The organism is Pseudoalteromonas sp. NZS71 (genome assembly GCF_015864715.1).
In the GTDB taxonomy this organism is placed as follows: domain Bacteria; phylum Pseudomonadota; class Gammaproteobacteria; order Enterobacterales; family Alteromonadaceae; genus Pseudoalteromonas; species Pseudoalteromonas arctica.
In genome coordinates this window covers 25,208-51,877 of record NZ_JADYWS010000027.1, presented here as the reverse complement: position 1 = coordinate 51,877, position 26,670 = coordinate 25,208, and the positions used below count along the sequence as shown (strand labels likewise).

The 26,670-nt window shown below is 38.5% G+C and carries 20 protein-coding genes and 2 tRNA genes; 5 read left to right on the top strand and 17 right to left on the bottom strand.

What is annotated here, in order from left to right:
• Window positions 1-141: 141 nt before the first annotated feature.
• The 5 genes from clpX to I6E85_RS16515 form a co-directional block, all read right to left on the bottom strand.
• A complete protein-coding gene (gene clpX, locus I6E85_RS16535) occupies window positions 142-1,425 on the bottom strand; it encodes an ATP-dependent protease ATP-binding subunit ClpX (protein ID WP_002958344.1) in 1,284 nt (427 codons plus the stop codon).
• Window positions 1,426-1,560: 135 nt separating this feature from the next.
• A complete protein-coding gene (gene clpP, locus I6E85_RS16530) occupies window positions 1,561-2,178 on the bottom strand; it encodes an ATP-dependent Clp endopeptidase proteolytic subunit ClpP (protein WP_024590978.1) in 618 nt (205 codons plus the stop codon).
• A gap of 164 nt (window positions 2,179-2,342) precedes the next feature.
• Window positions 2,343-3,647, bottom strand: a complete 1,305-nt coding sequence (gene tig, locus I6E85_RS16525) for a trigger factor (RefSeq protein WP_007580935.1) — start codon at window positions 3,645-3,647, stop codon at window positions 2,343-2,345.
• Between the two features lie 378 nt (window positions 3,648-4,025).
• Window positions 4,026-4,102, bottom strand: a tRNA-Pro gene (locus I6E85_RS16520).
• A gap of 70 nt (window positions 4,103-4,172) precedes the next feature.
• A tRNA-Pro gene (locus I6E85_RS16515) sits at window positions 4,173-4,249 on the bottom strand.
• Between the two features lie 352 nt (window positions 4,250-4,601).
• Between I6E85_RS16515 and folD the strand changes: the two genes are divergently transcribed.
• Window positions 4,602-5,456 carry a bifunctional methylenetetrahydrofolate dehydrogenase/methenyltetrahydrofolate cyclohydrolase FolD gene (folD, locus tag I6E85_RS16510; protein WP_002958348.1) on the top strand — a complete coding sequence of 285 codons (855 nt, stop codon included), beginning with the start codon at window positions 4,602-4,604 and terminating at the stop codon, window positions 5,454-5,456.
• A gap of 72 nt (window positions 5,457-5,528) precedes the next feature.
• Here folD and cysS read toward each other — a convergent pair whose 3' ends face one another.
• Complete coding sequence (gene cysS, locus I6E85_RS16505; RefSeq protein ID WP_007580933.1) at window positions 5,529-6,908, bottom strand: cysteine--tRNA ligase; 1,380 nt, start codon at window positions 6,906-6,908, stop codon at window positions 5,529-5,531.
• Between the two features lie 155 nt (window positions 6,909-7,063).
• Between cysS and I6E85_RS16500 the strand changes: the two genes are divergently transcribed.
• From I6E85_RS16500 to I6E85_RS16490, 3 genes are all read left to right on the top strand, one after another.
• Window positions 7,064-7,555 carry a peptidylprolyl isomerase gene (locus tag I6E85_RS16500; RefSeq protein WP_007580931.1) on the top strand — a complete coding sequence of 164 codons (492 nt, stop codon included), beginning with the start codon at window positions 7,064-7,066 and terminating at the stop codon, window positions 7,553-7,555.
• A gap of 87 nt (window positions 7,556-7,642) precedes the next feature.
• Window positions 7,643-8,380 carry a UDP-2,3-diacylglucosamine diphosphatase gene (locus tag I6E85_RS16495; protein ID WP_007580929.1) on the top strand — a complete coding sequence of 246 codons (738 nt, stop codon included), beginning with the start codon at window positions 7,643-7,645 and terminating at the stop codon, window positions 8,378-8,380.
• 52 nt (window positions 8,381-8,432) lie between these two features.
• Window positions 8,433-9,218, top strand: coding sequence for an ABC transporter substrate-binding protein (locus I6E85_RS16490; protein ID WP_024590977.1), 786 nt, complete (start codon window positions 8,433-8,435; stop codon window positions 9,216-9,218).
• Here the strand turns inward: I6E85_RS16490 and miaE are convergent.
• On the bottom strand, window positions 9,215-9,982 hold the full coding sequence (miaE, locus tag I6E85_RS16485) for a tRNA isopentenyl-2-thiomethyl-A-37 hydroxylase MiaE (protein ID WP_024590976.1): 768 nt from the start codon (window positions 9,980-9,982) through the stop codon (window positions 9,215-9,217). The genes I6E85_RS16490 and miaE overlap by 4 nt on opposite strands.
• Before the next feature lie 206 nt (window positions 9,983-10,188).
• Between miaE and I6E85_RS16480 the strand changes: the two genes are divergently transcribed.
• On the top strand, window positions 10,189-10,788 hold the full coding sequence (locus I6E85_RS16480; protein WP_007580923.1) for a Yip1 family protein: 600 nt from the start codon (window positions 10,189-10,191) through the stop codon (window positions 10,786-10,788).
• 115 nt (window positions 10,789-10,903) lie between these two features.
• Here the strand turns inward: I6E85_RS16480 and purF are convergent, their stop codons facing one another.
• The 10 genes from purF to I6E85_RS16430 all read right to left on the bottom strand — a co-directional run bounded on the left by purF (window position 10,904) and on the right by I6E85_RS16430 (window position 26,267).
• A complete protein-coding gene (purF, locus tag I6E85_RS16475) occupies window positions 10,904-12,430 on the bottom strand; it encodes an amidophosphoribosyltransferase (RefSeq protein WP_007580920.1) in 1,527 nt (508 codons plus the stop codon).
• An 18-nt stretch (window positions 12,431-12,448) separates the two neighbouring features.
• Window positions 12,449-12,943: a CvpA family protein gene (locus I6E85_RS16470; RefSeq protein WP_007376853.1), complete on the bottom strand. Its 495-nt coding sequence runs from the start codon at window positions 12,941-12,943 to the stop codon at window positions 12,449-12,451.
• Between the two features lie 195 nt (window positions 12,944-13,138).
• A complete protein-coding gene (locus I6E85_RS16465) occupies window positions 13,139-13,780 on the bottom strand; it encodes an SPOR domain-containing protein (protein ID WP_024590975.1) in 642 nt (213 codons plus the stop codon).
• A gap of 11 nt (window positions 13,781-13,791) precedes the next feature.
• Window positions 13,792-15,057, bottom strand: coding sequence for a bifunctional tetrahydrofolate synthase/dihydrofolate synthase (gene folC, locus I6E85_RS16460; RefSeq protein ID WP_024590974.1), 1,266 nt, complete (start codon window positions 15,055-15,057; stop codon window positions 13,792-13,794).
• 25 nt (window positions 15,058-15,082) lie between these two features.
• A complete protein-coding gene (gene accD, locus I6E85_RS16455) occupies window positions 15,083-15,958 on the bottom strand; it encodes an acetyl-CoA carboxylase, carboxyltransferase subunit beta (RefSeq protein ID WP_007376856.1) in 876 nt (291 codons plus the stop codon).
• 140 nt (window positions 15,959-16,098) lie between these two features.
• Entirely contained in the window at window positions 16,099-16,896 is a 798-nt protein-coding gene (truA, locus tag I6E85_RS16450; protein ID WP_024590973.1) for a tRNA pseudouridine(38-40) synthase TruA, read from the bottom strand.
• Window positions 16,897-17,044: 148 nt separating this feature from the next.
• Window positions 17,045-21,238 carry a FimV/HubP family polar landmark protein gene (locus tag I6E85_RS16445; RefSeq protein WP_197237152.1) on the bottom strand — a complete coding sequence of 1,398 codons (4,194 nt, stop codon included), beginning with the start codon at window positions 21,236-21,238 and terminating at the stop codon, window positions 17,045-17,047.
• A gap of 354 nt (window positions 21,239-21,592) precedes the next feature.
• Window positions 21,593-22,609, bottom strand: coding sequence for an aspartate-semialdehyde dehydrogenase (locus I6E85_RS16440; RefSeq protein WP_007586655.1), 1,017 nt, complete (start codon window positions 22,607-22,609; stop codon window positions 21,593-21,595).
• Between the two features lie 48 nt (window positions 22,610-22,657).
• Window positions 22,658-23,779: a 4-phosphoerythronate dehydrogenase gene (locus I6E85_RS16435; protein WP_024590971.1), complete on the bottom strand. Its 1,122-nt coding sequence runs from the start codon at window positions 23,777-23,779 to the stop codon at window positions 22,658-22,660.
• Between the two features lie 265 nt (window positions 23,780-24,044).
• The gene (locus tag I6E85_RS16430; RefSeq protein WP_197237151.1) at window positions 24,045-26,267 is read right to left on the bottom strand and encodes a TonB-dependent receptor; all 2,223 of its coding nucleotides are present in this window, start codon (window positions 26,265-26,267) and stop codon (window positions 24,045-24,047) included.
• Between the last annotated feature and the right edge of the window lie 403 nt (window positions 26,268-26,670).

Here is a 26,670-nt window from a genome sequence, read left to right as displayed (position 1 = left end):
CTTCGCACTTCATTTATTTTAAAGATTACTCAAGTATATGGGGATAACCTAATTAAAGTTCAACAATTTTCCCATACTCGATTAAATTAATTATAAAAAAAGGAGCCTAAGGCTCCTTTTTTCATTCAAATAGCTTAAAAACTATTCTGATGCAGCTTTATCTTGTTTATTATTTTCATAAATCAAGATTGGGTCTGACTCACCTTTAATAACGGTTTCATCAATAACCACTTTGCTTACGTCATCCATTGAAGGAAGTTCGTACATAGTATCAAGTAACACACCTTCAACGATTGAACGAAGACCACGTGCACCTGTTTTACGCTCCATTGCTTTGTGGGCAATTGCAGCTAAGGCATCATCGCGAAACTCAAGTTCAACGTCTTCCATACCAAACAATACTGAGAACTGTTTAGTAATCGCGTTTTTAGGTTCACTCAATATTTGCACAAGAGCAGCTTCGTCAAGTTCTGTTAACGTAGCAACTACTGGCAAACGACCTATAAACTCAGGAATTAAGCCGTATTTAACTAAATCTTCTGGTTCTACGTCTTTAAATGTTTCACTTAAAGAACGACTCGCCGCAGATTCTTTTACGCTAACGCCAAAACCGATACCGGTATTTTTATGGCTACGTTGCTCAATTACTTTATCTAGGCCTGAAAATGCACCACCACAAATAAACAAGATTTTAGACGTATCTACTTGTAAAAACTCTTGTTGTGGATGTTTACGACCACCTTGCGGTGGAACAGAAGCAACGGTGCCTTCAATCAGTTTAAGTAGCGCCTGTTGAACGCCCTCACCCGATACATCACGTGTAATTGACGGGTTATCTGATTTACGAGAAATTTTGTCAATTTCATCAATGTAAACAATGCCACGTTGCGCTTTTTCAACATCGTAATCGCATTTTTGTAAAAGCTTTTGAATGATGTTTTCAACATCTTCACCTACATAACCTGCTTCGGTTAATGTAGTGGCATCGGCCATAGTAAACGGCACATCAAGTAGACGCGCTAATGTTTCTGCAAGTAATGTTTTACCACTACCTGTTGGGCCGATAAGCAAAATATTACTTTTACTTAATTCAATGTCTTGCTTAGTCGATTGGTTACGTAGGCGTTTATAATGGTTATAAACGGCAACAGACAATACTTTTTTAGCATGATCTTGACCAATAACATAATCGTCTAAGTGTTTACGAATTTCTTTTGGTACAGGTAGTTTGTCAGACGTATCATGCTTAGGAGCAATGTCTTTGATCTCTTCCCTGATAATATCGTTACACAACTCTACACATTCATCACAAACGTATACTGAAGGGCCTGCAATTAATTTACGCACTTCATGTTGGCTTTTGCCACAAAAAGAGCAGTATAACAATTTATTACTTTTGTCGCCGTCTGTAGGAGTGTCAGACATTCAGCTACCTCATTTTATTACGTTGGCCACCAAAACTGTTGGCGGCTATTTCAATACGCTTTAACTATACCAAAATTTATTAGTTTTCGCATAGTAACTCAAAGTGGCAAACAGGCAATCCTGCTCGCCAAGCGCTTACTTTTTGTCGCGATTTGTAAACACAGAGTCTACCAAGCCGTAATCTACAGCTTGCGTGGCACTCATAAAGTTATCACGATCTGTGTCTTTAGAGATAATATCTAATGGTTGGCCTGTATGCTCAGCCATTAAGCGATTAAGCTTAGCTTTAATAGACAGAATTTCTTTAGCATGTATTTCAAAGTCAGATGCTTGACCTTGGAAACCACCTAATGGTTGGTGAATCATCACACGTGAGTTTGGTAGGCAAAAACGCTTACCTTTAGCGCCAGCAGTAAGTAAAAAAGCACCCATGCTTGCAGCTTGACCTACACATATTGTACTTACATCTGGTTTGATGAAGTTCATTGTGTCGTAAATAGCCATACCCGCAGTTACTGAACCACCTGGTGAGTTGATGTATAAAAAGATATCTTTATCAGGATTTTCTGATTCTAAAAATAGCATTTGCGCTAAAATCAGATTTGCCATGTTGTCTTCAACTTGACCTGTTAAAAAGATAATACGCTCTTTTAATAATCTCGAATAAATATCATACGAGCGCTCGCCTTTCGGTGTTTGTTCAACAACCATTGGGACCAATGCATTTAGGGGATCTGTAATACCAGTATTCATACTTATTTAATTCCTTATGCGCTTATACTTATCCTTATTATAAGGAAGCATAGTTATCGTTTTTCGCAAATTTAGAGCCAAAAACTAAAATGGCCCGGGCACGCTGTATAAACAGAGTAGCACGAGCCATTTAATCGTTAGCGAGAGCTTAAGTCAATGACTTATTAAGCACCTTGCTGTGGATTCATGATGTCATCAAATGCTTTTTCAACATCAGTAACAACTGCTTTAGCTAAAATAGCTTCAACAGCTTGCTCTTCCATTGCTACATTACGCATTTGCTGCATAAGTTGATCATTACCTTTGTAGTATTCTACTACTTCAGTTGGATCTTCGTATGCAGAAGCTACCGTTGCGATTAATGCTTCAACTTTAGCGTCATCAACTTTAATCTCGTTAGCTTTAATCACTTCACCTAATAAAAGGCCAGTTTTAACACGTGTTACAGCTTGCTCGTGGAACAATTCAGCTGGAAGCTCTGGCATGTTTTGAGCGTCGCCGCCAAAACGTTGAGCTGCTTGCTGACGTAGAGCATCAACTTCTTGATCAACAAGTGCTTTAGGCACTTCGATTTCGTTGTTAGCTAAAAGACCTTTGATTGCTTGGTCTTTAACGCTTGCTTTAACCGCTTGGTCTAGCTCACGTGTCATGTTCTTTTTAACTTCTTCTTTAAGCGCGTCTACTCCGCCTTCGGTAACACCGAATTTAGTTGCAAACTCTTCGCTTAATTCTGGTAATTCTTGCGCTTCAACTTTTTTCACTGTGATAGTGAATTGAGCCGCTTTACCTTTTAAGTTTTCAGCGTGGTAATCATCAGGGAAAGTTACATCAGCAACTACTTCTTCGCCTGCTTTTTTACCTACGATGTTATCTTCAAAACCTGGGATCATACGACCTTGGCCAAGTTCTAATGGGAAGTCTTCAGCTTTGCCGCCTTCAAATACTTCACCGTCGATAGTACCTACGAAATCAACTGTTACACGGTCGTTTTCGCCAGCAGCTGCATCAACATCAGCCCACGCTGCGTGTTGCTTACGAAGTGTTTCTAGCATGTTAGCTAAATCTTCGTCAGTCACTGTTACCGCTGGTTTCTCAACAGTAATTTTATCTAAACCTTGAACTTCAACTTCAGGGTAAACTTCAAACGTTGCTGAGAATTCTAAATCTTTACCTGCTTCAAGTGATTTAGGTGCGAATGTAGGCGCGCCAGCTGGATTGATTTTTTCAGAAACGATTGCTTCAATGTAATTACGTTGCATTACTTCGCCAGCAACTTCTTGACGAACTGCAGGGCCAAAACGCTTGTTAATTACAGATACTGGAACTTTACCAGCACGGAAACCATCTATACGCTGTGTTTTTGACAGTTGTTGTAGGCGTTTTTTTACTTCGGTCTCAACGTTCTCTGAAGGAACGGTGATAGTTATACGGCGCTCAAGGCCTTGGGTCGTCTCAACAGAAACTTGCATGATTTACCTCAATATTCAATTTTGGCGACTGTTCGCCTTCCTTTACAAACAAAGTGATCTGCATGAGTCTTGATAAAGTTTAAGCGGTTTTTCACACTTAAAAGCATCCGTCGCTACCATGAGATACCATTGCTGCTTTGCCCTTCGGGCACTATGTTAAACAATAGACGCGGCATTATAACCTAATATTTATGATAGTCGAGTATAGGGGGCAATTATTTGGACTAGATAAGGGACTATAGAGACTAACTGAATAAAAAACAGGCTAACTAGACATTGAATGGATTAAAGTAGAAATTATTTAATAGAATTATAGGCTAACAGATTTAGATTTATAACTTAGAGGAATTTACTTATTATTCTTATTAGATAAGAAAATGGTCGGCGATGCAGGATTTGAACCTGCGACCCCTTGGACCCAAACCAAGTGCGCTACCAAACTGCGCTAATCGCCGACATTGAAGATTTAACTTCTTTTTTCATACTGAACACTTAAACTGGGAGTTTAAGACCATTTTAAGAAAATGGTCGGCGATGCAGGATTTGAACCTGCGACCCCTTGGACCCAAACCAAGTGCGCTACCAAACTGCGCTAATCGCCGAAACTTATTATTGTTAGCGAGTGACCTCGTTGACAACGGGGTGCATAATAGTGATTTGACGGGGTTAGGTCAAACGTTTTTTTAATAAAACCAATCAAGTGCTCATTTTTAGTGCACAATGGTTAAATATTACAATAGTAGGCTGAAATTTAAACTATTTAATAACTCAAATGTTATATACATTAAAAGCAACTTGGCGCTGCTATGCTTTTCTGCGAAAATAGTAGGCACATTATAAAACGAGTTAAATAAAGAGTATGTTTTCTTTATTAGCATTTTTACCCCTATTTTATTATGCATTCGTTTTTAGAGTATCGGTATCTAGTTAATTAACCCCAATTAAAGGTCACCCATGACGGCAAACATCATTGATGGTAAGGCAATCGCAAAACAAGTACGTAGCGCTGTAGCAGAACGCGTAAGTGAACGTGTAGCAAATGGTTTACGTGCACCAGGACTTGCAGTAGTACTTGTTGGACTTGATCCAGCAAGCCAAGTTTATGTTGGTTCAAAACGTAAAGCCTGTGAAGAAGTAGGTTTTATATCCAAATCATTTGATTTACCAGCAGACACGCAAGAGCAAACTCTTTTAGATTTAATTGACGAGCTAAATAATGATGCCGAAGTTGATGGAATTTTAGTGCAGTTACCACTGCCAAAAGGTCTTGATGCTGAAAAGATTTTAGAACGCATTACCCCACATAAAGATGTTGATGGATTTCATCCATATAACATTGGTCGATTAGCACAGCGTATGCCTGCCCTTCGCCCATGTACCCCTAAAGGTATTATTACATTACTTGATTCAACGGGTGTACGTTATAAAGGGATGCATGCAGTTGTCGTTGGCGCGTCAAATATTGTTGGTCGTCCAATGTCGTTAGAGCTTTTATTGGCGGGTTGTACTACCACAGTATGCCATAAGTTTACTCAAGACTTAGAAACGCATGTTCGCCGCGCTGACTTATTAGTTGTGGCTGTAGGTAAACCTGAATTTATACCTGGAGATTGGATAAAAGAAGGCGCTATAGTCATCGATGTAGGCATTAACCGTTTAGACACGGGTAAATTAGTTGGTGATGTTCAATACAGTGTGGCTGAACAAAAAGCGCATTTTATTACACCTGTACCAGGTGGCGTTGGCCCGATGACGGTCGCGAGCTTAATTGAAAACACACTTGAAGCGTGTGAGAAATATCACAGCTAAGCTGTTAAAAAATCAAAAAAGGGTTGCCATTTGGCAACCCTTTTTTAGTTGAACGTGAATTACTTTAAACGCTTACGCTTTACGCCACGTTGTTTTACCGGCTGAATCTTCAAGTATTACACCTAACGCATTAAGCGCATCACGTGCTTCATCAGCAGCAGCCCAGTTTTTACTTGCACGTGCTTCATTACGTTTCACAATTAATGCTTCAATTGTCGCAACTTCGTCGTCATCTTGCCCGCCTTGTAAAAAGGCTTCCGGTGCTTGTTGAGCAACCCCTAAAACGTTACCAATACTGCGTAATATAAACGCAAGTTGCCCAGCTTGAACTGCGTCACTTTCTTTTACGCGGTTTAATTCTTTAGCAAGTTCGAACAACACAGGTAGTGCTTCTGGTGTATTAAAGTCGTCATTCATTGCTTTTCTAAATTTAGCAACAAACTCATTACCTTCTAAATCGCACTCTACCGGTTCGACATCACGAAGCGCTGTATAAATGCGCTCAAGTGATGAACGCGCTTGGTCTAAATTTTCTTGTGAGTAATTTAGTTGGCTGCGGTAATGACCTGAAATTAAAAAGTAACGAACAGATTCAGGATCGTATGCTTTTAAAACTTCACGCACTGTAAAGAAGTTATCTAACGACTTAGACATTTTTTCTTTGTTTACTTGAACCATGCCAGTATGTATCCATGTATTTACATACTTGCCGTTGTTTGCACAGCACGATTGGGCAATTTCGTTTTCATGATGTGGAAACTGTAAATCAGACCCCCCACCGTGAATATCAAAATGCTCACCTAAGTGCTTTGAGCTCATTGCCGAACATTCAATATGCCAACCCGGACGCCCTTCACCCCAAGGTGATGACCATGATGGTTCACCTGCTTTTGCTTTTTTCCATAACACAAAATCAAGTGGATCGTCTTTATCTTGCGCCACTTCAACGCGAGAACCTGATTGCAACATAGTTAAATCTTGCTGAGAAAGTGCACCGTATTGCTCAAACGTTGATACATCAAACAAAACATCGCCGTCGGCTGCAACATAGGCATGGCCTTTTTCAATCAAGCGCTTAACCATAACGATAATTTCGTCCATATGGCTTGTAACTGTTGGCTCAATATCTGGGCGTAGCATATTTAGGCTATCAAAATCTTCATGCATCGCTTTAGTCATGCGCACAGTTAAGTCGTTTATTGACTCACCATTTTCGTTCGCACGTTTAATTATTTTATCGTCGATATCTGTAATGTTACGTACATATTTTAAATCGTAACCAATATGGCGTAAGTAGCGCACAATAACGTCAAAACCTACAAAAGTACGAGCGTGTCCAATATGGCAGTAATCATAAATGGTGATACCACACACATACATGTCGATTTTTCCTTCGACCATAGGTTTAAATTGCTCTTTTTGTCGCGTGAGTGTGTTGTATATATTTACCATTTACTTTGAGTCCTTGACTATTTACTTGAACAGTTATGTTACCACTTGAAAAGCCCCTGCTCTAGCGCTTTATAACAAACCAAACATCTACTTTGTTAATCTTAGCCAACTACGATAAAATAGCGCCAATATTTAAACCGGACATAGGAAAACACATGGTTGTTCTACACACGAATTTTGGTGACATCACCATTAAAATGTTTGAGCAAGAAGCTCCAAACACAGTTAAAAACTTTTTAGAGTATGCAAATGCTGATTTTTTCAACGGCACTATCTTTCATCGTGTAATCGATGGTTTTATGGTTCAAGGCGGTGGTTTTGTTCCAGGTATGGAACAAAAAGAAGTAAACGACCCAATTCAGAATGAAGCTAATAATGGCCTGTCTAATAAAGTAGGCACTTTAGCTATGGCACGTACACCTGATCCTCATTCAGCTACAGCACAGTTTTTCATTAACGTGAACAACAACGACTTTTTAAACCACAGCAGCGAAACATCGCAAGGTTGGGGTTATTGTGTTTTTGCTGAAGTAGTAGAAGGCATGGACGTAGTAAATAAGATTAAAGCAGTTGCAACAGGTAGTACTGGTTTTCACCAAGACGTACCTCTTGAAGATGTGATCATCGAAAGCGTTACTGTTAACTAGTAACGTTTACTCATATTATGTGAGTATATAAGCGGGTGTATACTATTAGTATATGCCCGTTTTTTTAAAACTAGAATAGACTGACCTATGACTCGCCAAACTTACTTTATTGCAGATTTACACCTAAGCGAAAACCGCCCCGACATTAGCGCTGCATTTTTTGACTTTTTAAATACACATATATTAAATAAAGATGTAGATGCACTTTATATTTTGGGTGATTTTTTTGAAGTATGGGTTGGAGATGACTACATTACTGCACTGAGTGCCGATGTAGCAAAACATTTAAGCGCCGTTAATGATGGTGGCACACCTGTTTATTTTATACATGGCAATCGTGATTTCATTATGCGCAAGCAATATGCCGACATGGCCGCAATGACATTACTCGATGAACAAACGGTCATTGATTTATATGGCACGCCTACCGTTATTTTACATGGCGACGAAATGTGCACTCAAGACACTGAATATCAAAACTTTCGTAAAAAGAGCCGTGGTTGGTGGTGGCCAAAATTGATGCTTGCAATGCCGCTTTGGTATCGTAAAAAAATAGCGCGTAATGCCCGCGAAAAAAGTAAGTTAAGCCAAGCTGATAAACCTATCGAAATTTTAGACGTTGTCGATGAGGCTGTACTTGCCACCTTTGCCAAACATAACGTTACGAATATGATTCATGGTCATACTCACCGCCCTAATGTTCATACGTATAAAGTTAATGAACAAACACTTACTCGCACAGTGCTAGGTGACTGGTATACCCAAGGTTCTTATTTAGTCGTTACCCCTCAATCACAAGAATTAATTAGCACGCCTTTCGCATAATTTAAAATTCTGACTATTATTTATCTATATATGAATAATAGTGAGAGGTTGAATGATTAAGCTGTTAATTTTCATCGTAGTAATTGCCATTCCTACACAAGTATTTAGCAAGCAAACATGGCAAATTGTTACAGAAAACTATCCTCCCTATTTTAGCGAAAACCTACCTAGTAATGGCTGGCTATATGAAATAGCCGAATCAGCTCTTAAAACGCAAGGTATTAATAGCGAACCAGAATTCACGACATGGGATCGCGCTTTAAAGCTATTAGAAAAAAACAGAAAAACCGCTATTTTAGGTGCTTTTTATTCATTAAAAAGAAATGAAGTTTTTTACTACTCTCGTCCACTTGCAGTTGCTCACTCAGGAGTTTTCAAACGAAAAAAGAGTGTTATTAATTTCGACGGTACAGTTCAATCATTAACACCTTATAGTATTGGTATAGAAGACAATGCCGTTGTAAGCCAAGAGTTTGCTAGAAATACGGAGCTGGCAATAACGTCCACTAAAAGCCTTCCTACAAGCTTATATTTACTACAACAAGGGCGTATTGATTTAGTCGCGGGTACTAAAGAGGTTGGAAATTACTGGCTTGAACACACTAAAACCGAAGATTCAGATGATAATAATATTGAGTACTTATCGCCAGTTCTTGCTTCTCATAAACTATATTTAGTTGTCTCTAAATCAAATTATAGAGCCAAAGAATACTTACAAAAATTTAATAGAGGAATTGATATAATAACTAAAAATGGATGCATTGCTAAAATTATGAAAAAACATAATTTCAGCAATCAGAAAATAGCAGAGTATATTAATTTCTTAAAAGAAAATTAGCTTTGCGCTATTGGAACACCGCTGTGAAATTTAAAATCAGTATCGGTTGTAGAAATTAGCTCTTTTTCTTTTTCACCAAAAAAGTTTACGCGTTCGGTAATATCAAAATCAGCAATTTCTTGCGCTAAAGTTAAATAATCTTGGTAATGACGCGCTTCTGAACGTAACAACGAAATATAAAAATCACATAAACGTTTGTCAACATGCGGTGCAAGCTTTGCAAAACGCTCACACGAACGCGCCTCAATATAAGCGCCTACTATTAGCTTATCGACTAATGCATCGGGCTCGAACGTTTTAACATGACGAAGCATACCTTTTGCGTAACGACATGGTGTAATACTTTGATACTCAACACCGTACTCGTCCATAATTTCGAGCACTTGATAAAAGTGATGCAGCTCTTCTTTTATCAGCAAAACCATTTTATCGATTAGACCTTGCCCGTATGGAGAACTCGATTTAGGAATTATTGATTTAGTGAGCTTATTTTTAGCAGCCAGATCGCGCCAATTCCCTTCTCGTTTGTAAATAAGCGTTTCAAATGGCTTTAGCCACTCGAGTAATGCATCACTACCCTCTTTATCTACCGCGTATTTACGTATTAAAAACATCGCACTTTGAGCTGCTTTTAATTCACAAATTAAGTGATCTATTAAAATGACTGATAAGTTTTCTTTTTTAATTGCTTGCTCTACCCATTGCTCTGGGGTGGTACACAATAAAAAGTTATTAATCGGCTCTAAAAGTTGGCTATGTGGCACGTTGACTGCTCATTACTAAATAAATTTGATAGACCGTTATTTTAACACGAAATTTTGCTTGGGATAAATCAAAGCCCTTATCTGCGTCTAAATGTTAATAACGAGTTAACTTGACTTTGCAAAATAAGTGAACCATAACTGTACATAGACTGTATAAAAATAAACCAACCAAAACAATAATACGTTCCTTTTATGGAGTAAGTACTATGATACTAAATCACCTCTGGGGCATTTATGCTCACCCACTTGAAGAATGGCAAACAATAGATAATCGCCATGAAAGTTTAACCTATAGTTTGTCGCATATTTTACTGATTGCTTTATTTCCTTCAATAATGGGCTACTACTCATCTGTTTATTTAGGATGGAGTATAGGTGCAGGCAATCCCGTATTTTTAACGCACGATAGTGCACTGCTAATTGCAGGTGCAATGTATTTTGCTTTAATAGCGGGTGTTTTTGCATTGGCGTATTTAGCCCATTGGATGGCGGTTACATTTGGCTCTAAACCTACATTTACACAAACACTTGAACTTGCAGCATATACTGCAACACCAGTGTTTATGTCGGCACTCGCCGCTTTTTGGCCTGTACTTTGGTTTGTAGTGTGTATTGGAATTATTGCACTGGCTTACTCGGTTTATTTACTCTACACCGGCGTACCAATACTTATGCATATCCCAGAAGAGCGTGGCTTTATTTACGCCAGCTCGGTAGTAACGTGTGGATTAATATTACTGGTTATTATTTTAGCTGTAACAGCTATGCTTTGGACAAATGGGATTGTTAGCCCAATGTTTACTTAATAAATTTCACCTAATAAAGAGTCGTGTTTGATAGAAATGTTCCCTTTCTTTCCTTCGCAAAAAAGGAGCTAATTAGCTCCTTTTTTTTGTGTAACGACTTTTTGTTAACTAACTATTAATCAGCTTCATTTTCGTCTTGGTTGTGTATCTCTAAACCTGAAGACATCGCACTTTCTCGGGTGCTTTTTGCTGAATCGTTACGTAGCTTATCAATACGATTTAAATAGTTTTGATCAATATCGCCAGTAATATATTGGCCATCAAATACTGAAGTTTCAAACTTAGTAATTTCAGGATTTTCTTGGCTAACCGCAGCTATTAAATCTTTTAACGATTGAAAGATTAAACCGTCAGAACCAATACTTGCATTAATATCTTCTACTTCACGTCCGTGAGCAATAAGCTCAGCTGCTGAAGGCATATCAATACCGTACACATTAGGGAAGCGTATTTCAGGTGCCGCTGATGCAAAGTAAACGTTTTTAGCGCCAGACTCTCGGGCCATTTCAACAATTTGTGCTGATGTTGTACCACGAACAATTGAGTCATCAACTAATAATACGTTTTTACCTTTAAACTCGCGATCAATTGCGTTTAGCTTTTGACGCACTGATTTTTTACGCATCTCTTGGCCAGGCATGATAAATGTACGACCAATATAACGGTTTTTAACAAAACCTTGGCGATACGGTAAATCAAGCACACGTGCAATTTCCAGTGCTACATCACATGAAGTTTCTGGTATTGGGATAACTACATCAATATCTTTGTCAGCCCATTCACGTGCAATTTTTTCGCCTAGTTTAGTCCCCATGTTTACGCGTGTTGCGTACACAGACATACGGTCTATTGTTGAGTCAGGTCGAGCAAAATAAACAAATTCAAAAATACACGGCGAGTAAGATGCCTTATCAGCACAACTAAGTGAATGGAATTCACCTTCTTCTGTAACATATATAGCTTCACCAGGGGCTACATCACGTACAAACTCAAAACCGTCCGGTTTCAACGCAACGCTTTCTGAGGCAAACATGTACTCAGTACCTTTTTCGGTTTCGCGTTTACCAAATACAAGTGGGCGAATACCATTAGGGTCGCGAAAAGCAACAATGCCGTGGCCGATAATCATAGCAATAGTTGCATAACCACCGCTTACTTTATTGTTTACTTCGGTTACCGCAGTAAAAATATCTTCAGGGTCTAAATGCAACTTATCAGATTTGCTTAATTCATGTGCCATGATATTAAGTAAAATTTCAGAGTCTGATGTTGTATTAACGTGACGACGTGCTTCTGAGAATAACTGCTCTTTTAAAGCTTCTGCATTAGTAAGGTTGCCATTATGGGCAAGTGCTATACCAAACGGTGAGTTAACATAAAAAGGCTGTGCTTCAGATGAGCTTGAAGATCCTGCTGTAGGATAGCGCACATGGCCAAGACCAATTGTACCTTGTAGTCGTTTCATATGACGTGTGTGAAAGGCATCTTTCACTAAGCCATTTGCTTTGCGCAAGCTAAACGTATTATTCTCAATGGTAATGATACCCGCGGCATCTTGACCACGGTGCTGCAAAACAGTTAAGCCATCATAAATCGCCTGATTCACAGGGGATGTTCCGACTATTCCAACGATACCACACATGTAATTTATCCTCGCCGATTAACGGTTTACTGAATTTAAAAAGCTCGAGTTGTTTTCTAGGTACGAAAAGAACCATTCAACAACAAAGCCAAATTCTGGAATCAAAATAGAATTGCCCCACCAGTGCGTATTGGGTGCACCAGTAAAAGCATCAAGAAAGAAGAGTAACGCGCTCACGACCAACACGCCTCGTAGAGCACCAAACACTATGCCAAAAACACGGTCGGTACCCGATAAACCAGTACGATGTACAAGCTCACCTAAAATATAGTTTAGTAAACCGCCTAACAGTAGCGTCGCAAAGAATAATATGGCTATGGCCGCAGCATTTCTTAAAAGGGGTTCAGAAATGGTTGTTAGGAAGGAAGCTAAATATTGGTAAAATAAGCTAGAGATGATAAAGGCGCCAGCCCATACCGCTAATGACATTGCTTCTTTTACAAAGCCGCGTATTAAACCGATGATGGTAGACAATGCAATGATGCCAATAATGGCGTAATCAACCCAGATCATAAGAACCAATTAGTCGCTAATTTGGGGCGCATTCTATACCCAAACATCGTTAGTATGCAAGTTTAAACGGGAGATTACTGGGTTGTAGTCAATACAAAAAATTAACATTATAGAATGGGTATTGTGAGATAAAGATAATGGTAAAAACAAATATAAATAAATAAAAAAAGGCTTGTGATACAAGCCTTTTTTTAATTATTTTGTTACTTCGTATTGCGTAACTTTACCATTTAATTTAGTAAGCTCTTTCAGTTGGGGAAGCTGCTTTTGTAATTCATTTTTATCAAGCGAAGGACCAACAAATACCTTGGTTAACGTCCCATTTGGGGTTTTAATCGGTTTAGTAAACGTTTTAAACCCTTCAACTTTTAATTTAGCCTGTAATGCTTTTACATTTGCAACATGTGAAAAACTACCTAATTGAATAACGTAAGCCATACTTGTTAGGTTTTCATCACTTTTACGAGGCGCAATAGGTTTTGGTTTAGCCTGAACCGGTGCCTTAGTGATCGGTGTAGCTTTGGGTTCAATAGTCGCTTCAACAACTTTATTCTCTACAGCGTAGTCACTCTCATCCATAGCGTTTTGCTGCTCAAAAGCTTCATCGTCAGCTTGAATATCTTCAATTTCATCTTGTTTTAGTGGCTCAGCATTAGCCATGTTTTCATCAATTGACTCTTGAAGATCGATTGTTTTGAACTCAGGGCGATCAGGTATCGCTTTAAAGCCCTCTTTATAATGCACTTTTTCGCCATCGAGTATATTAGGGATAAACACAATTGCTGCGATCACTACTATACTTGTTCCGACTAAGCGATTAATAAAACTTGAGTTCACCGACATCCTCTCTATTTTTTAAAGTAATTAATAGCGCCGGCCACTGTAAAAAATGAACCAAATACAATCAACATAGTATCACTTTGTTGTTTTGGTAAAATTACACTCAGTGCCTGTGCCACACTATCATAGCTATTGATAGTATTATGATGAGATATACCCTGCAGCGCATTTTGTAAATTACTTGCAGTGTCGCCTCGCGGACCACTTAAGCTCGCTAATGACCACTCATCGACCAAGTGACTTACTTCTTTAAGTACACCCACTTTATCTTTATCAGCAAGCATAGCGGCTAATGCATGAATTTTAAAGCCTTTATCTTTATAGCTTGATAACTTATTGGCTAAATAACGCGCCGACTCAGGGTTATGTGCTACATCGGTAAAGACTAAAGGCTCAGCGCTTAACTGCTGAAACCGCCCTTCTACAACTAAATTAGCGAGGCAACTTCGTATGACTTGCTCACTAGGTAATAAGCTTAAAACACTTAGCGCAGTTAACGCAGTTGCTGCATTTTGACACGGTATTGCTGGCTTATCTATTACAAGATTATGTTCTTTATATTGCCAATTAAAGCTCTCAGCATTCTCTTTGAAAATAAAGTCACTGCCCGACAACGTCATATTGGCATTAATTTCTTTGCCGTAATCAGTCATTGTGTGAGGAATATTTAAATCCCCTATAATAGCAGGCGTATTTTCACGAAAAATACCGGCTTTATCATAAGCCACTAACTCTCGTGTATCACCTAGGTACTCTTTATGATCTAAATCGATAGTGGTGATCACGCTTGCAAAGGGAGTTACTATATTTGTAGCATCAAAGCGCCCGCCTAGACCAACCTCTAGTAATACATAATCGACCTTACAGCGTTTAAAAATTGCCAACGCACCCAAAGTACCATATTCAAAATAAGTCAGAGGAGTGTCTTTACGGCCTTGCTCAAGCTGGTGAAAAGCATCTATATGAAATTGGTCTGCCAGTTCTTCGCCATTAACTCGTACACGCTCGTTATAACGAATTAAATGAGGAGATGCGTAAGTACCCACGCTAAAACCTTGCGCTAGCAATAGCGACTCTAAGCAACGTGCAGTGGTGCCCTTACCGTTTGTACCGGCAATAAGAATAATTTTACTTGGAGTGTTTAAAAGGCCAATATTGTTGGCAACATTAGCAACTCGTTCTAGGCCCATTGCAATGTTAGCTGGGTGAACACTTTCTAAATAAAAAAGCCAATCATCAAGGCTTGATGATTGGCTAGGAATTGTTTTTGTCATAGCGTGTAATCAGTAAAGCTGAAATTTACGCTACTCTATGCTCTTGTTCCGTAGAAGGCAAGTTCATAAATTTAGCTAAAATGCGTGCAAGGGTATCGCGCATTTCACGGCGGTCAATAATCATGTCAATTGCACCATGTTCTAGCAAAAATTCACTACGCTGAAAACCTTCAGGTAATGTTTCGCGAACAGTCTGCTCAATAACACGAGGACCTGCAAAACCAATTAACGCTTTAGGTTCAGCAACGTTAATATCACCCAGCATAGCAAGTGATGCAGATACACCACCCATTGTCGGGTCGGTCATTACTGAAATAAATGGAAGACCTTTTTCCGTCATTTTTGCAAGTGCAGCACTTGTTTTAGCCATTTGCATAAGCGACATAAGCGCTTCTTGCATACGTGCTCCGCCTGATGCAGAAAAACAAATAAGCGGCATGTTATGCTCTAAACATTGATCAACAGCATCAACAAAGCGAGCGCCAACAACAGAAGCCATTGAACCACCCATAAATGAGAACTCAAATGCTACCGCTGCCACTGGAATACCTTTTAATCGGCCTTTCATAGCTACAAGTGCATCTTTTTCACCACTTGCTTTTTGGGCTGCACTGATACGGTCAGAGTACTTTTTAGAATCTTTAAACTTAAGAATGTCTTTAGGCTCATGTTGTGTACCAAGCTCTTGACGATCACCTTCATCTAAAAAGTGCTCTAGGCGCTTACGGCCACTAACACGCATGTGATGGTCACACTTAGGACATACGTTTAATGACTTTTCTAATTCAGCTTTATATAAAATTGAATCACACGATGTACACTTAGCCCAAACACCTTCTGGGATTTCTTTACGACCTGATGATTTTGTCGTTTTAGGTAAGATTTTTTCTAGCCAACTCATTTGCAACTCTCTTAATACTGTTCTGTGTCGCGAGCCTGCTAATAGCAATTAGCAGACAAATTTTTTCAATTAAAACATGAATTACACTAACGCGGTATAAAAAACTGGTCTTAGTAGTTAAAAGTGCTCATAAAAAGTACTTATACCACATCTATATCAGGCAAAAATAAAGGGCCTAAAGGTGTTTGAGGAATATTAAATTGCTCAGGGTAGTCAACATCCACTAAATACAAACCAGCAGCCTTAGCGGTAGCACTGGCCTTTGCGCGTTCTTTACAATCAAGTAACTCTTTTATCCATATAGGTTGTTGTTTATGTAAACCAACATCCATTAAGCTGCCTGTGATATTACGTACCATGTGATGTAAAAATGCATTCGCTTTAATATCAATAATAACGTAAGTACCTTGGCGCTGTACCGACAGATGATGAATTGTTCTTGTCGGTGTATTCGCTTGGCAATGTATCGCTCTAAAAGAGGTGTAATCGTGTTTACCTATTAAGTACTGACACGCCTCTTGCATCTTTGTTTCATCAAGATGATGATGAAAATGCGTAACACCCTCGTTTAATACCGCACCTCGTAGGGGGGAGTTATAAATAACATAGCGATAACGACGGGCTGTAGCACTAAAACGGGCATGAAAGTCATCAGCAACCGGTTGGGCAAAGCGAATAGCAATATCTTTAGGCATTAAAGTATTCATACCTAGTGTAAATGCGACCATATCGCGATCGGCTTGCGTTTCAAAGTGTATTACTTGGCCTGTACCGTGCACACCAGCATCTGTACGCCCTGCACATATAACTTCAACAGGATGATTACAAATACGCGACAACGCTTTTTCTACTTCTTGCTGTACGCTATTTACATGTGATTGACGCTGCCAACCACTATAACGTGCGCCGTTGTATTCAACTCCAAGTGCTACTCGCATAATTACTGTTTTACCTACTGTGCTAATGAACGAGGCATTTTATGCTATCTAACGATGCAATAAAAGGAGACCTGTCGTAATCAAACCAATACACATAAAAAAAACCGTATTTAGCTAAGCTAGATACGGGTTCTTATAAACATTTTAATTATTTTAGTTTAGCTTTTAAGCTAAGTGCTTCCTCTTGAACTTCTTCAGGACCTTTGTTAATGACATCCTCAATAACTTTAAGCGCAGAATCAAAATCATCAATTTCAATATAAGCACGCGCTAAATCAAGTTTAGCTGAGTAGCCACCACTTTCAGCATCAACATCCGTTGGGTTATCACCTGCAAGTAATGCATCAAACTCACTCAAACCGACATCCATATTAACGTCGGTGTAAGGTTCGTGTTCAAGTTCAGCGTCGTCACTTTCTTCTAATAATGAATCAATATCTACAAATTCGTCATTATCAAGTTGCTCAACATCACTACCTTCAACAAGTGACTCTTTTGTAGTTAATGAATCATCTGTCTCTAAGTCTTCTTTTAGCAAGCTGTCAAAGTCAACATCAAATTCACTGCTGTCATCAACACTTAAGTCTTCAGGCTCTGCTAACTCACTAAGTAATGAATCAAAATCAGTTTGCGTCAAATTCGACATAAACTCTTCATCAAGTTCGTCGTCAGAGCTAATATCAGTGCTACCCACTTCATCTAAGCTTGTTAACTGTACTTCGCGCTCTGCATTTGTTTGCTCTTGCGATTCGTCTGATAACTCATCAGTTAGCGCTTGCTCTAAACTATCTTCGTCAAATTCAGCATCTAATTCAGAAAAATCATTTTCAATTAAAATCTCATCATCAAAATCATTTTCTAAACTATCTAAATCAGCATCTGCCATAAGTGCGTTTGCTAAATCTTGCTCAGCTTGGCTGGAAGCGACTCCCGGTGCCTCACCATCTAAATCATCCCCTTGTAATTCTTCAGGGGTAAATGGCAACTCACTTTCTAATGTTTCTTGAACTTCATCAAGGTTAAGAGGTTTGATGTCATCTTCAATACTTGGTGGTTCAACAGAATCAACCTCATTATTAATTTCTTGAAGTAAATCATCATCAAGCGACTCATCTTCAATCTCCGTTTCAGTTTCTAATTCAGAGAAGTCATTATCAATTAATAGTTCATCATCAAAATCATCTTCTAAACTATCTAAATCAACATCTGCCATAAGCGCATTTGCGAGATCTTTCTCTGTTTGACTAAGTGCTACTGCATTTTCATCACTCGATACATCTCCTTTAAGCTCTTGCGGCTCAAACGAAGGCTCATTCTCTAATAATGATTGATCATCGTCTAATTCAAGTTCAGGATATTCATCCAACTCTTCACTTGGCGTTACAAGCTCGCTATCAAGCTGCTCTTCAATTTCAGTAAGATCTGAGTCATCGTCGCCCACTAGCGGATCGTCACCAAGATCAACTTCTATTTCTTCAAGATCATCATCAAGCTCATCTAAAGACCAATCAGGTGTTTCTATATAGTCGTCATCAGTGGCCTGTTGTAGCTCACTTAAAAGCTCATCAACGCTCTTTAAAGTATCATCTGTATATTCTTCAAGTGCATCGTCAGGATCAAGAAGCGACTCTGATGTGTCTGAAAAATCATCAACCGTTGCATCTATAAGTTCTGGCTCTTCTAAAAGCTCAGGCTCTTCTTCAAGCTCTGGCTCATCGTAAAGCTCGGGCTCTTCTGCAAACTCTGGCTCTTCTTCAAGCTCGGGCTCTTCTGCAAACTCTGGCTCTTCTACAAGCTCTGGTTCTTCTTCAAGCTCTGGCTCTTCTTCAAGCTCTGGCTCATCGTAAAGCTTAGGCTCTTCTTCAAGCTCCGGCTCTTCTTCAAGCTCCGGCTCTTTTTCAAGCTCAGGCTCTTCTTCAAGCTTAGGCTCATCGTAAAGCTCAGGCTCTTTTACTAGCTCTGGCTTTTCTACTAGCTCTGGCTTTTCTACTAGCTCTGGCTCTTCTGCAAGCTCTAGCTCTTCTGCAAGTTCAGGCTCTTCTTCAAGCTCTGGCTCTTCATTTAATGATGAAGCAAGCGACTCAATATCATCAACATTTAATTCTTCTTGAGCATCTGCTAAATCCTCAACTGAGTCTGCTAATGCATTATCAATTTCTGAATCTCTTACATCTGAATTTTTTAGTTCATCATCAATTAGGTTATCTATGTCGTCTAAATCAAAGTCGTCACTTTCCTCAACTAATGATTTATCTGCAGTATCAACCGCTGCCTCATCAATTAAGCTATCTATGTCGTCTAAATCAAAGTCGTCACTTTCCTCAACTAATGAATCATTTGCAGTATCAACTGCTGCCTCATCAATTAGGTTATCTATGTCGTCTAAATCAAAGTCATCACTTTCCTCAACTAATGAATCATTTGCAGTATCAACCGCTGCCTCATCAATTAAGCTATCTATGTCGTCTAAATCAAAGTCGTCACTTTCCTCAACTAATGAATCATTTGCAGTATCAACTGCTGCCTCATCAATTAGGTTATCTATGTCGTCTAAATCAAAGTCATCACTTTCCTCAACTAATGAATCATCTGCAGTGTCAACCGCTGCTTCATCAATTAAGCTATCTATGTCATCTAAATCAAAATCGTCGCTTTCCTCAACTAATGAATCATCTGCAGTGTCAACCGCTGCTTCATCAATTAAGCTATCTATGTCATCTAAATCAAAATCGTCGCTTTCTTCTAGAAGTTCATCTTCGTCGAGTAACTCTGCATCAATTGAGTCATCTACCACATCACTTTTTGGGTCATTCGCTTCATCAATTAAGCTATCTATATCGTCTAAATCAAAGTCGTCGCTTGTATCAAGTTCAGCTGAAGTGTTACTTGAGGTATCTAATTCTGTTGATGTTTGATCTAATAATTCATCTATATCAAAATTATCATCATCTGCAAGCTCCTCACTTAAAGCCGCCATTTCATCATGAGACTCTAAGCTATCATCCTCTACAGCTTCGCTTGTTTGCGGTGCATCAAACTCAGGTAGACTATCGTCTTCATCAAACAAGCTATCTAAATCGTCATTAGTTAGAATTTCATCATTGTTTATTGAGTCATCAGATAAGTCTAAATCAATATCTTCAGCGTTTTCATCTGAAGGTTGATCAAACCCTTGCTGCATAAAAATATCGAGTTCATCATCGTCATCGGTATTTTCATCATCAAAAACAATGTCATCACTTAGTAGACTTTCAAGCTCATCCTGATCGAGTAAATTCTCACCACCTGAAAAATCATCTAGGCCGTCATCTAAATCATCATCAGGCAACATATCATTTTCGAGATTATCATCAAGTTGAACACTCAAGTCATCTAAAGGGTCGGGTACAATTGGATCGTCATTTAAACTTGGGCCTAAATCATCATCGCCAGTGTAAATTGGGGTTTGTGGTAAAAAGTCATCATCGTTTTGTGGCTCTTCTTGATTACTTGCTCGTTTGCGTAAAAACATAACAATTGCAAAAATAATCAGTAGACCAGGAATAAACATTAATAAACCCAGCACTATCGGATTTGAAAATAATGAGCTTAAATCAAACGATTCTTTTGGTACTATCTCTTGTTTTTTTTGCTGTGCAATAATCTCGTTTTGCTTAACAATTAGTTCTTTTAATTGATTTTGAATTTCACTGTCTTGTCCTAACTGTAAGCGTAAGTTTTCGAGTTCGTTTGAAATACCTGATAATTGTTTTTTAAGATTATTATTCTCAACTAAAATTTCTTCTACATTGCTTACAGAATTTTTAAATTGTTGTTGTAACTCAACCAGCTTAGTACTTTGCTCTGTTTTTATTTCATTTAATTCTTTCTGTATCTCTTTTTTGGCATCGTCTACGTCGACTTTACGAGCTTGGGTTACTTTTGTTTGTGCTGAGGTAATTTCGCTTTGCGTAAGTGTGCCATTTTTTTTCTTTTCCCATAATGCATCATCTTGCTCTGAGCGTTGTTTTGCAAGCTGTGTATTTACACCTTTTATTTCGGCTAAAGTAGGGATTTTTAAATAGGCACCATTTTGAATATGATTAAGATTTTGTTCTAAAAATGAGTTGGGGTTTTTGTTATACAAGGCCTGCATAACTTGATAAATGCTGACGGAGTTATCTGGGCGCACTTTAGCCGCTATACGCCAAAGTGTGTCTGTTGGTTTAATTGGCCCAATAGATCGCCCTTGCGCACCATAGTCAACGCCTTTAGGCCCCTTTAATTGGGTACTGTCTTGAGAGTAAACTGGCGTTACTATCAATGCAGACGCTAATATAATAAGTGTAACTAAACCGCGCATGCTGATCCTTTAATATTTAAATATTAACAAAACACTTAAAGCTTAAGTGCATAAATATTGTTGATTATTGCTGTTATCAGCCAAATGACTGACTCGCATTTATTATTACAATCTATTTTTATTGCAAGCTCTATTCCAATTACAAACTATAAACCAGTTAAGGCTTAATATCCATCGCAACACCTTGAAAATAAATGCCTTAAAACATCTTTATAAATATTAATTTATTGAGTGTTATCAATCAGTTTTTATACTTTTAAAAATAAACGGCAAAAAATTGACAAGCTCTATAAATAAAAAGCGGCAAACAAATAATGTTTACCGCTTCGAATGTGTGTTTAGCGCTATTAACTATTACATGTAATTAGCAATAAGCTCTTCTGCAATTTGAATACTGTTAGTTGCAGCACCTTTGCGAGTGTTATCACTTACAACCCACATGTTTAATCCATGAGGATGAGAAATATCAGCACGTAATCGGCCTATATAAACAGTATCGTTACCACTAGCGTCAGACACTGCTGTAGGGTAATCACCTTCATCATCAATTAGCTCGACACCAGGCGCGTCTTTTAAAAGTTGCTTAACGTGTTCAAAGTCATAAGGCATGCGCGTTTCAATATTAATTGATTCTGAGTGACCAAAAAACACGGGAACACGTACACATGTAGGATTTACTGCAATAGTGGTATCACCCAAAATTTTATGAGTTTCATTTACCATTTTCATTTCTTCGCGTGTATAGCCATTATCCTCAAAGCTATCAATTTGAGGAATAACGTTAAATGCAATTTGCTTTGGAAATACTTTATTATCCATAGGCCGTGCATTCATCAAGTTAGCTGTTTGCTTTGCAAGTTCATCAACCGCTTCTTTACCTGCGCCCGATACAGCTTGGTAAGTAGATACGTTAATACGGTCTATTCCGTAAGCATCATAAATTGGTTTAAGTGCTAACATCATCTGAATAGTTGAACAGTTAGGGTTAGCAATAATATTACGATTCCTAAAATCAGCTAGGCTTGAAGCATTAACTTCTGGCACCACTAGTGGGATTTCAAAATCATTTCTAAAGTGCGATGTATTATCGATTACAATACAGCCGGCATCAGCAGCAATAGGAGCATATTTTTCAGATACACTACCACCAGCAGAAAACAAACCTATATGCGCTTGGCTAAAATCAAAGCCTTCAACGTCAAGTACTTCAATGGTCTCACCACGAAACTTTATGTCTTCACCTGCGCTGCGGCTGCTCGCAAGTAAAAAAAGCTGATCTACAGGAAACTTACGATCTGCTAGCGTTTCAATGATTTGACGGCCTACTAAACCAGTAGCGCCAAGTACGGCAACGTTATATTTTTGCGACATATTTCTTCCTCTATAAACGACATTAAAACAACATCGTTAGTTAAATAATTATTTAGCTATGCTAAAGCCAAGTTGACTAAGTGCTGCTAGTTGTGGGCTCTCACCTTGTAGGAATAAGGTGCTAAATTCTCGCCTTACCGGATAGTTTTTACGTAAACTATCAAAGCCCTCACCTTCTAAATGACGAAGTAAAATTCCGTCATCGCGGCGTACGTCATAAATTAAATGCACCAAACGGGCAATATCTTGCTCGCTTAGGCTTTGCGTAACAGTTGCATTTGTAATAGCAGGTATTGGTAAAAAATCATCCAACGATTTACTCACCTCTACACCTTTTAGGTCACACAATTTTTGATACAACATTTGTGTACCTCGTGCTTTCCCCTCAAGTGTATGCCCTGCGATATGCACACTGGCATAACGCACATGCTCTAGTAGTTCAGTTAGAATATTGGGCTCTTTTTCCCATACATCAAGTACTATATCTAAATCAGCCCCAGCTTCCATTACCTCAAGCAATGCTTGGTTATCAATTACGTCGCCTCGGCTTGCATTAATTAGCGTGGTTCCAGGCTTAAGTGCTTGTAATCGCTCTTTACCCATCATGTGCAGCGTTTTGTGCTCGCCACTTTTAATAAGTGGAATATGAAAAGTAACAACATCTGATTGCGCTAATAACTCATCAAGCGCTACATGCTCTTGTAATAAGCCCTGTTCGTGCTTAATTGGATCGCATAACAGTACGTCGACATTTAATGCTTTTAATTTTTGCGACAAACACGTGCCAATGTTACCCATTCCTACAATACCAATTGTTTGACCACACAATGGGCGCGCATTTTCTTGGCTTAATGCAAATAAACTACTAATTACATATTCAGCTACAGCAACGGCATTACAACCAGGAGCACTAGTAAAAGCAATATTTCTTTCATGTAGTAATTGCGTATCAATATGGTCAATGCCAATTGTCGCAGTGCCCACAAAGCTCAGCTTGTTAGCTTGTGCCAATAGTTCATGATTAACATTAGTCACTGAACGAGTAAGGAGTACATCTACATTTATTAATTGTTCAGGCGTTAATTTACGACCATCAAAACGCTCAACCTCACCAAAGTCTGCAAAGTACTGCTCAACTAAAGGCATATTTTGATCGGCAAGAATTTTCATCACTGAGTCCGTTTGGCAATTAAGTGGCGCCATTGTAACGAACAACCAAGCCTTTACACAAACTAAAAAGGCGCATTTTAGCTGATACAAATACTTAAAAGTGGTTATGTTGATTGTTTTAAATCAGCAATTTAAATTAGGGATTTAAATTATGTGGATAATAATTTTACTATTGAATATATAAAGGCCGAATCACAGCATGATTCGGCCTTTGTTATGAAAAATAAACGTCAATTACATTGAATTTTATTTACTTGATTTTAGTTTATAGCTCAAAATCTTTTTTGAATTTCAAACCAAATTCACTGCGGTCATTACTACGCATTACACCAACAAAACCTGATTGTTGTAGGCGACCAACATCGTAAACTTCGTTTAGAACGTTTTCACCATACAGTGTAACTTCCATATCGCCATATGGATTAGTGTACGAAATATTAAAACCAACTAGTTCACGAGAATCAATGGTCTCACTTTGGTTGTAAACTGATTGACCTTGCATTTCACTGCGATACGAATAATTAGCATTAAACGCAAGTGTTGCGCCACTCTCTAAATCCATAAAGTAAGAAGGTGCAACCATGACAGTCCAGCGTGGCGTCAGTGCTGGTGAATCGCCTTTACCTATGCCTTGTACGCCCTCAGCCACTTCTGTTATTTCAGAATCTAAATAACCAACTGCACTACGAATAGTAAAGTCATCGGTAATAGCAACAGTTGTTTCAAGCTCAATACCTTGCGCTTTAGATTGACCCGCATTTTCTACAATTGTTACAAAGCCACCACCCGCTGTTGGATCTGAAAACGGTAATGCTAAATCGGTGTAATCAGTCACAAATACCGCAAGCATCATAGATACATTTTCGTGTACTTGGCCTTTTAAGCCCATTTCGTAGTTAATCGCTTTTGTTTCGTCAAACGATACAAATTGATCTGGTCCACCAAATGGACGCGGTGGAAAACCACCTGTTTGATAGCCTTTTTGAATCTGGCCATAAACATTCATATTATTGCTAAGCTGATAAGATGCATTTACATCCCATGTAACTGCATCAAAATCTGCACTTACATATTTACGAGTTGGAAATGATGGGAATATAGCATTTGCATCTTTCTTATCTTTTGAATAACGAAGGCCACCACCAACCGTTAAATCGTCAGTTAAATCGTAGCTGGCATTTATATATGCTGCATACGAATTAGTTTCTTGGTTAATTTCAAATTCGCCGTAACCGCCAAATGATTCTGTTACACCATCATTCAACAAGCCATTAGGTGTATTAAATGGGCTAAATACAAACGGGCCTGAACGTGTAAAGCCATCTTCATTAAAAAAGTAAAGACCAGATACAAAGTCCATATTATCGAATGTTGCATTTAGCTGAACTTCAAATGAGTACTGATCAGCACCGCCCTCCTCTGGAAACTCAGACAAGTTTAAAGGTGATGCATCATCATCTAGGCCACCTTCATACTCAGATGTACGGTAGCTTGAGATAAACTTAGTGGTATAAGTATCGTTAATTGCCCAGTCGGCTGAAAACGATGTGCCCCAACCTGAGTAAGAGGTAGATTCAATACCCGCAACAGTTGTGCCTAAATCATCAGGGTCTGATGGAATTAAATCTTGAGTCAATAATGGGAAGTCGCCATTAAAAACATCATTTGAGTCTAGTGGGTCTGTCAATTCAATAGTATAAGGCGATTGGCCAGATTCGTTATCAACACCATCTAAAGAAAAAGTGAATGCTAAGTCGGTATTTGCTTGCCATTTAAGTGCAACACGACCACTAAATTCTTCTTCTTCACCAATTTCTTTTTCTGGGTTTGCTAAATTAACAGCTTCGCCCACACCATCACGTGTTTTGTACGATGCACTTGCAGACATACTTACATCATCTGTTAGTGAGTTATTAAAATAAACATCACCGGCAATACGTCCTCGGCTTCCCAGCTTAGCTGCAGTAGTAACAATACCTTCATCACCAGGTTGCTTTGTAATTACATTTACAGCGCCCCCTAATGTATTACGGCCATATAAAGTACCTTGTGGGCCACGAAGCACTTCAACACGCTCAACATTAGGTAATGATAAGTTAGAACCCATTTGACGACCTAAGTACACACCATCAAGATACACACCCACACCCGGATCGGTAGTTATTATGTGATCTTGCAAACCTATACCGCGGATAAATACAGACGCATGCGCAGAATTGCCCACGCCATAGCGGGTAATATTTAAATTTGGAACATATTTACCAATATCTTCTAGGTTACTCATATTAGCTTTATCAATTAGGTTAGCCCCAATTGAAGTGATAGCGGTTGGAGATTCAAACAGGCTTTCTGTACGTTTACGAGCTGTGACTTCTATCTTTTCAAAAGCATCTTGTTTAGCTGTTGTTTTAGTTTCTTCGGCGTTTACAGAGCTAGTGAGTGCAGCAAAAATTGCTAGACTTAATTGTGAGAGGTTACGTAATTTCAAAATATTCTCCAAAGGATACCGTGTGATTTAGTTATGCATTTATACTTAAGAGTATAAATTTCAGGCATAAAAAAAGATGCGTAATGCATCTTTCCTCTGGATGGGCATTATATGACAGAATTGTGAAGAAATGTATAAATTATTTAAATAAATGTATAAAGAATAAAGGCGACTTAAGCATTGTTAGCTTTAGATGGATTATCATAAATAAAGAACATTAATATCAACCTCACTAAAAAGCTGTTTTAAAAAAAAAAACCGCATAAATACAATTTTAAAAAGCACATAAAACGTACTTTACACATGTACTTTAGTGTATAAAAAAAGAGCTACAACACATTCTCCTATCATTGAAATTAACTAAAAATAAGAATATAGTACTAAAATGTAGTCTATGGATAGA

Bases quoted from the DNA above. Each gene is read 5' to 3' on its own strand.
- I6E85_RS16440 (WP_007586655.1), bottom strand. From the start codon at position 22,609: ATGTCGCAAAAATATAACGTTGCCGTACTTGGCGCTACTGGTTTAGTA.
- tig (WP_007580935.1), bottom strand. From the start codon at position 3,647: ATGCAAGTTTCTGTTGAGACGACCCAAGGCCTTGAGCGCCGTATAACT.
- I6E85_RS16495 (WP_007580929.1), top strand. From the start codon at position 7,643: ATGACTCGCCAAACTTACTTTATTGCAGATTTACACCTAAGCGAAAAC.
- folC (WP_024590974.1), bottom strand. From the start codon at position 15,057: ATGACAAAAACAATTCCTAGCCAATCATCAAGCCTTGATGATTGGCTT.
- purF (WP_007580920.1), bottom strand. From the start codon at position 12,430: ATGTGTGGTATCGTTGGAATAGTCGGAACATCCCCTGTGAATCAGGCG.
- I6E85_RS16490 (WP_024590977.1), top strand. From the start codon at position 8,433: ATGATTAAGCTGTTAATTTTCATCGTAGTAATTGCCATTCCTACACAA.
- I6E85_RS16470 (WP_007376853.1), bottom strand. From the start codon at position 12,943: ATGATCTGGGTTGATTACGCCATTATTGGCATCATTGCATTGTCTACC.
- clpP (WP_024590978.1), bottom strand. From the start codon at position 2,178: ATGAATACTGGTATTACAGATCCCCTAAATGCATTGGTCCCAATGGTT.
- truA (WP_024590973.1), bottom strand. From the start codon at position 16,896: ATGCGAGTAGCACTTGGAGTTGAATACAACGGCGCACGTTATAGTGGT.
- I6E85_RS16480 (WP_007580923.1), top strand. From the start codon at position 10,189: ATGATACTAAATCACCTCTGGGGCATTTATGCTCACCCACTTGAAGAA.
- clpX (WP_002958344.1), bottom strand. From the start codon at position 1,425: ATGTCTGACACTCCTACAGACGGCGACAAAAGTAATAAATTGTTATAC.
- I6E85_RS16500 (WP_007580931.1), top strand. From the start codon at position 7,064: ATGGTTGTTCTACACACGAATTTTGGTGACATCACCATTAAAATGTTT.
- I6E85_RS16435 (WP_024590971.1), bottom strand. From the start codon at position 23,779: ATGAAAATTCTTGCCGATCAAAATATGCCTTTAGTTGAGCAGTACTTT.
- cysS (WP_007580933.1), bottom strand. From the start codon at position 6,908: ATGGTAAATATATACAACACACTCACGCGACAAAAAGAGCAATTTAAA.
- folD (WP_002958348.1), top strand. From the start codon at position 4,602: ATGACGGCAAACATCATTGATGGTAAGGCAATCGCAAAACAAGTACGT.
- I6E85_RS16445 (WP_197237152.1), bottom strand. From the start codon at position 21,238: ATGCGCGGTTTAGTTACACTTATTATATTAGCGTCTGCATTGATAGTA.
- accD (WP_007376856.1), bottom strand. From the start codon at position 15,958: ATGAGTTGGCTAGAAAAAATCTTACCTAAAACGACAAAATCATCAGGT.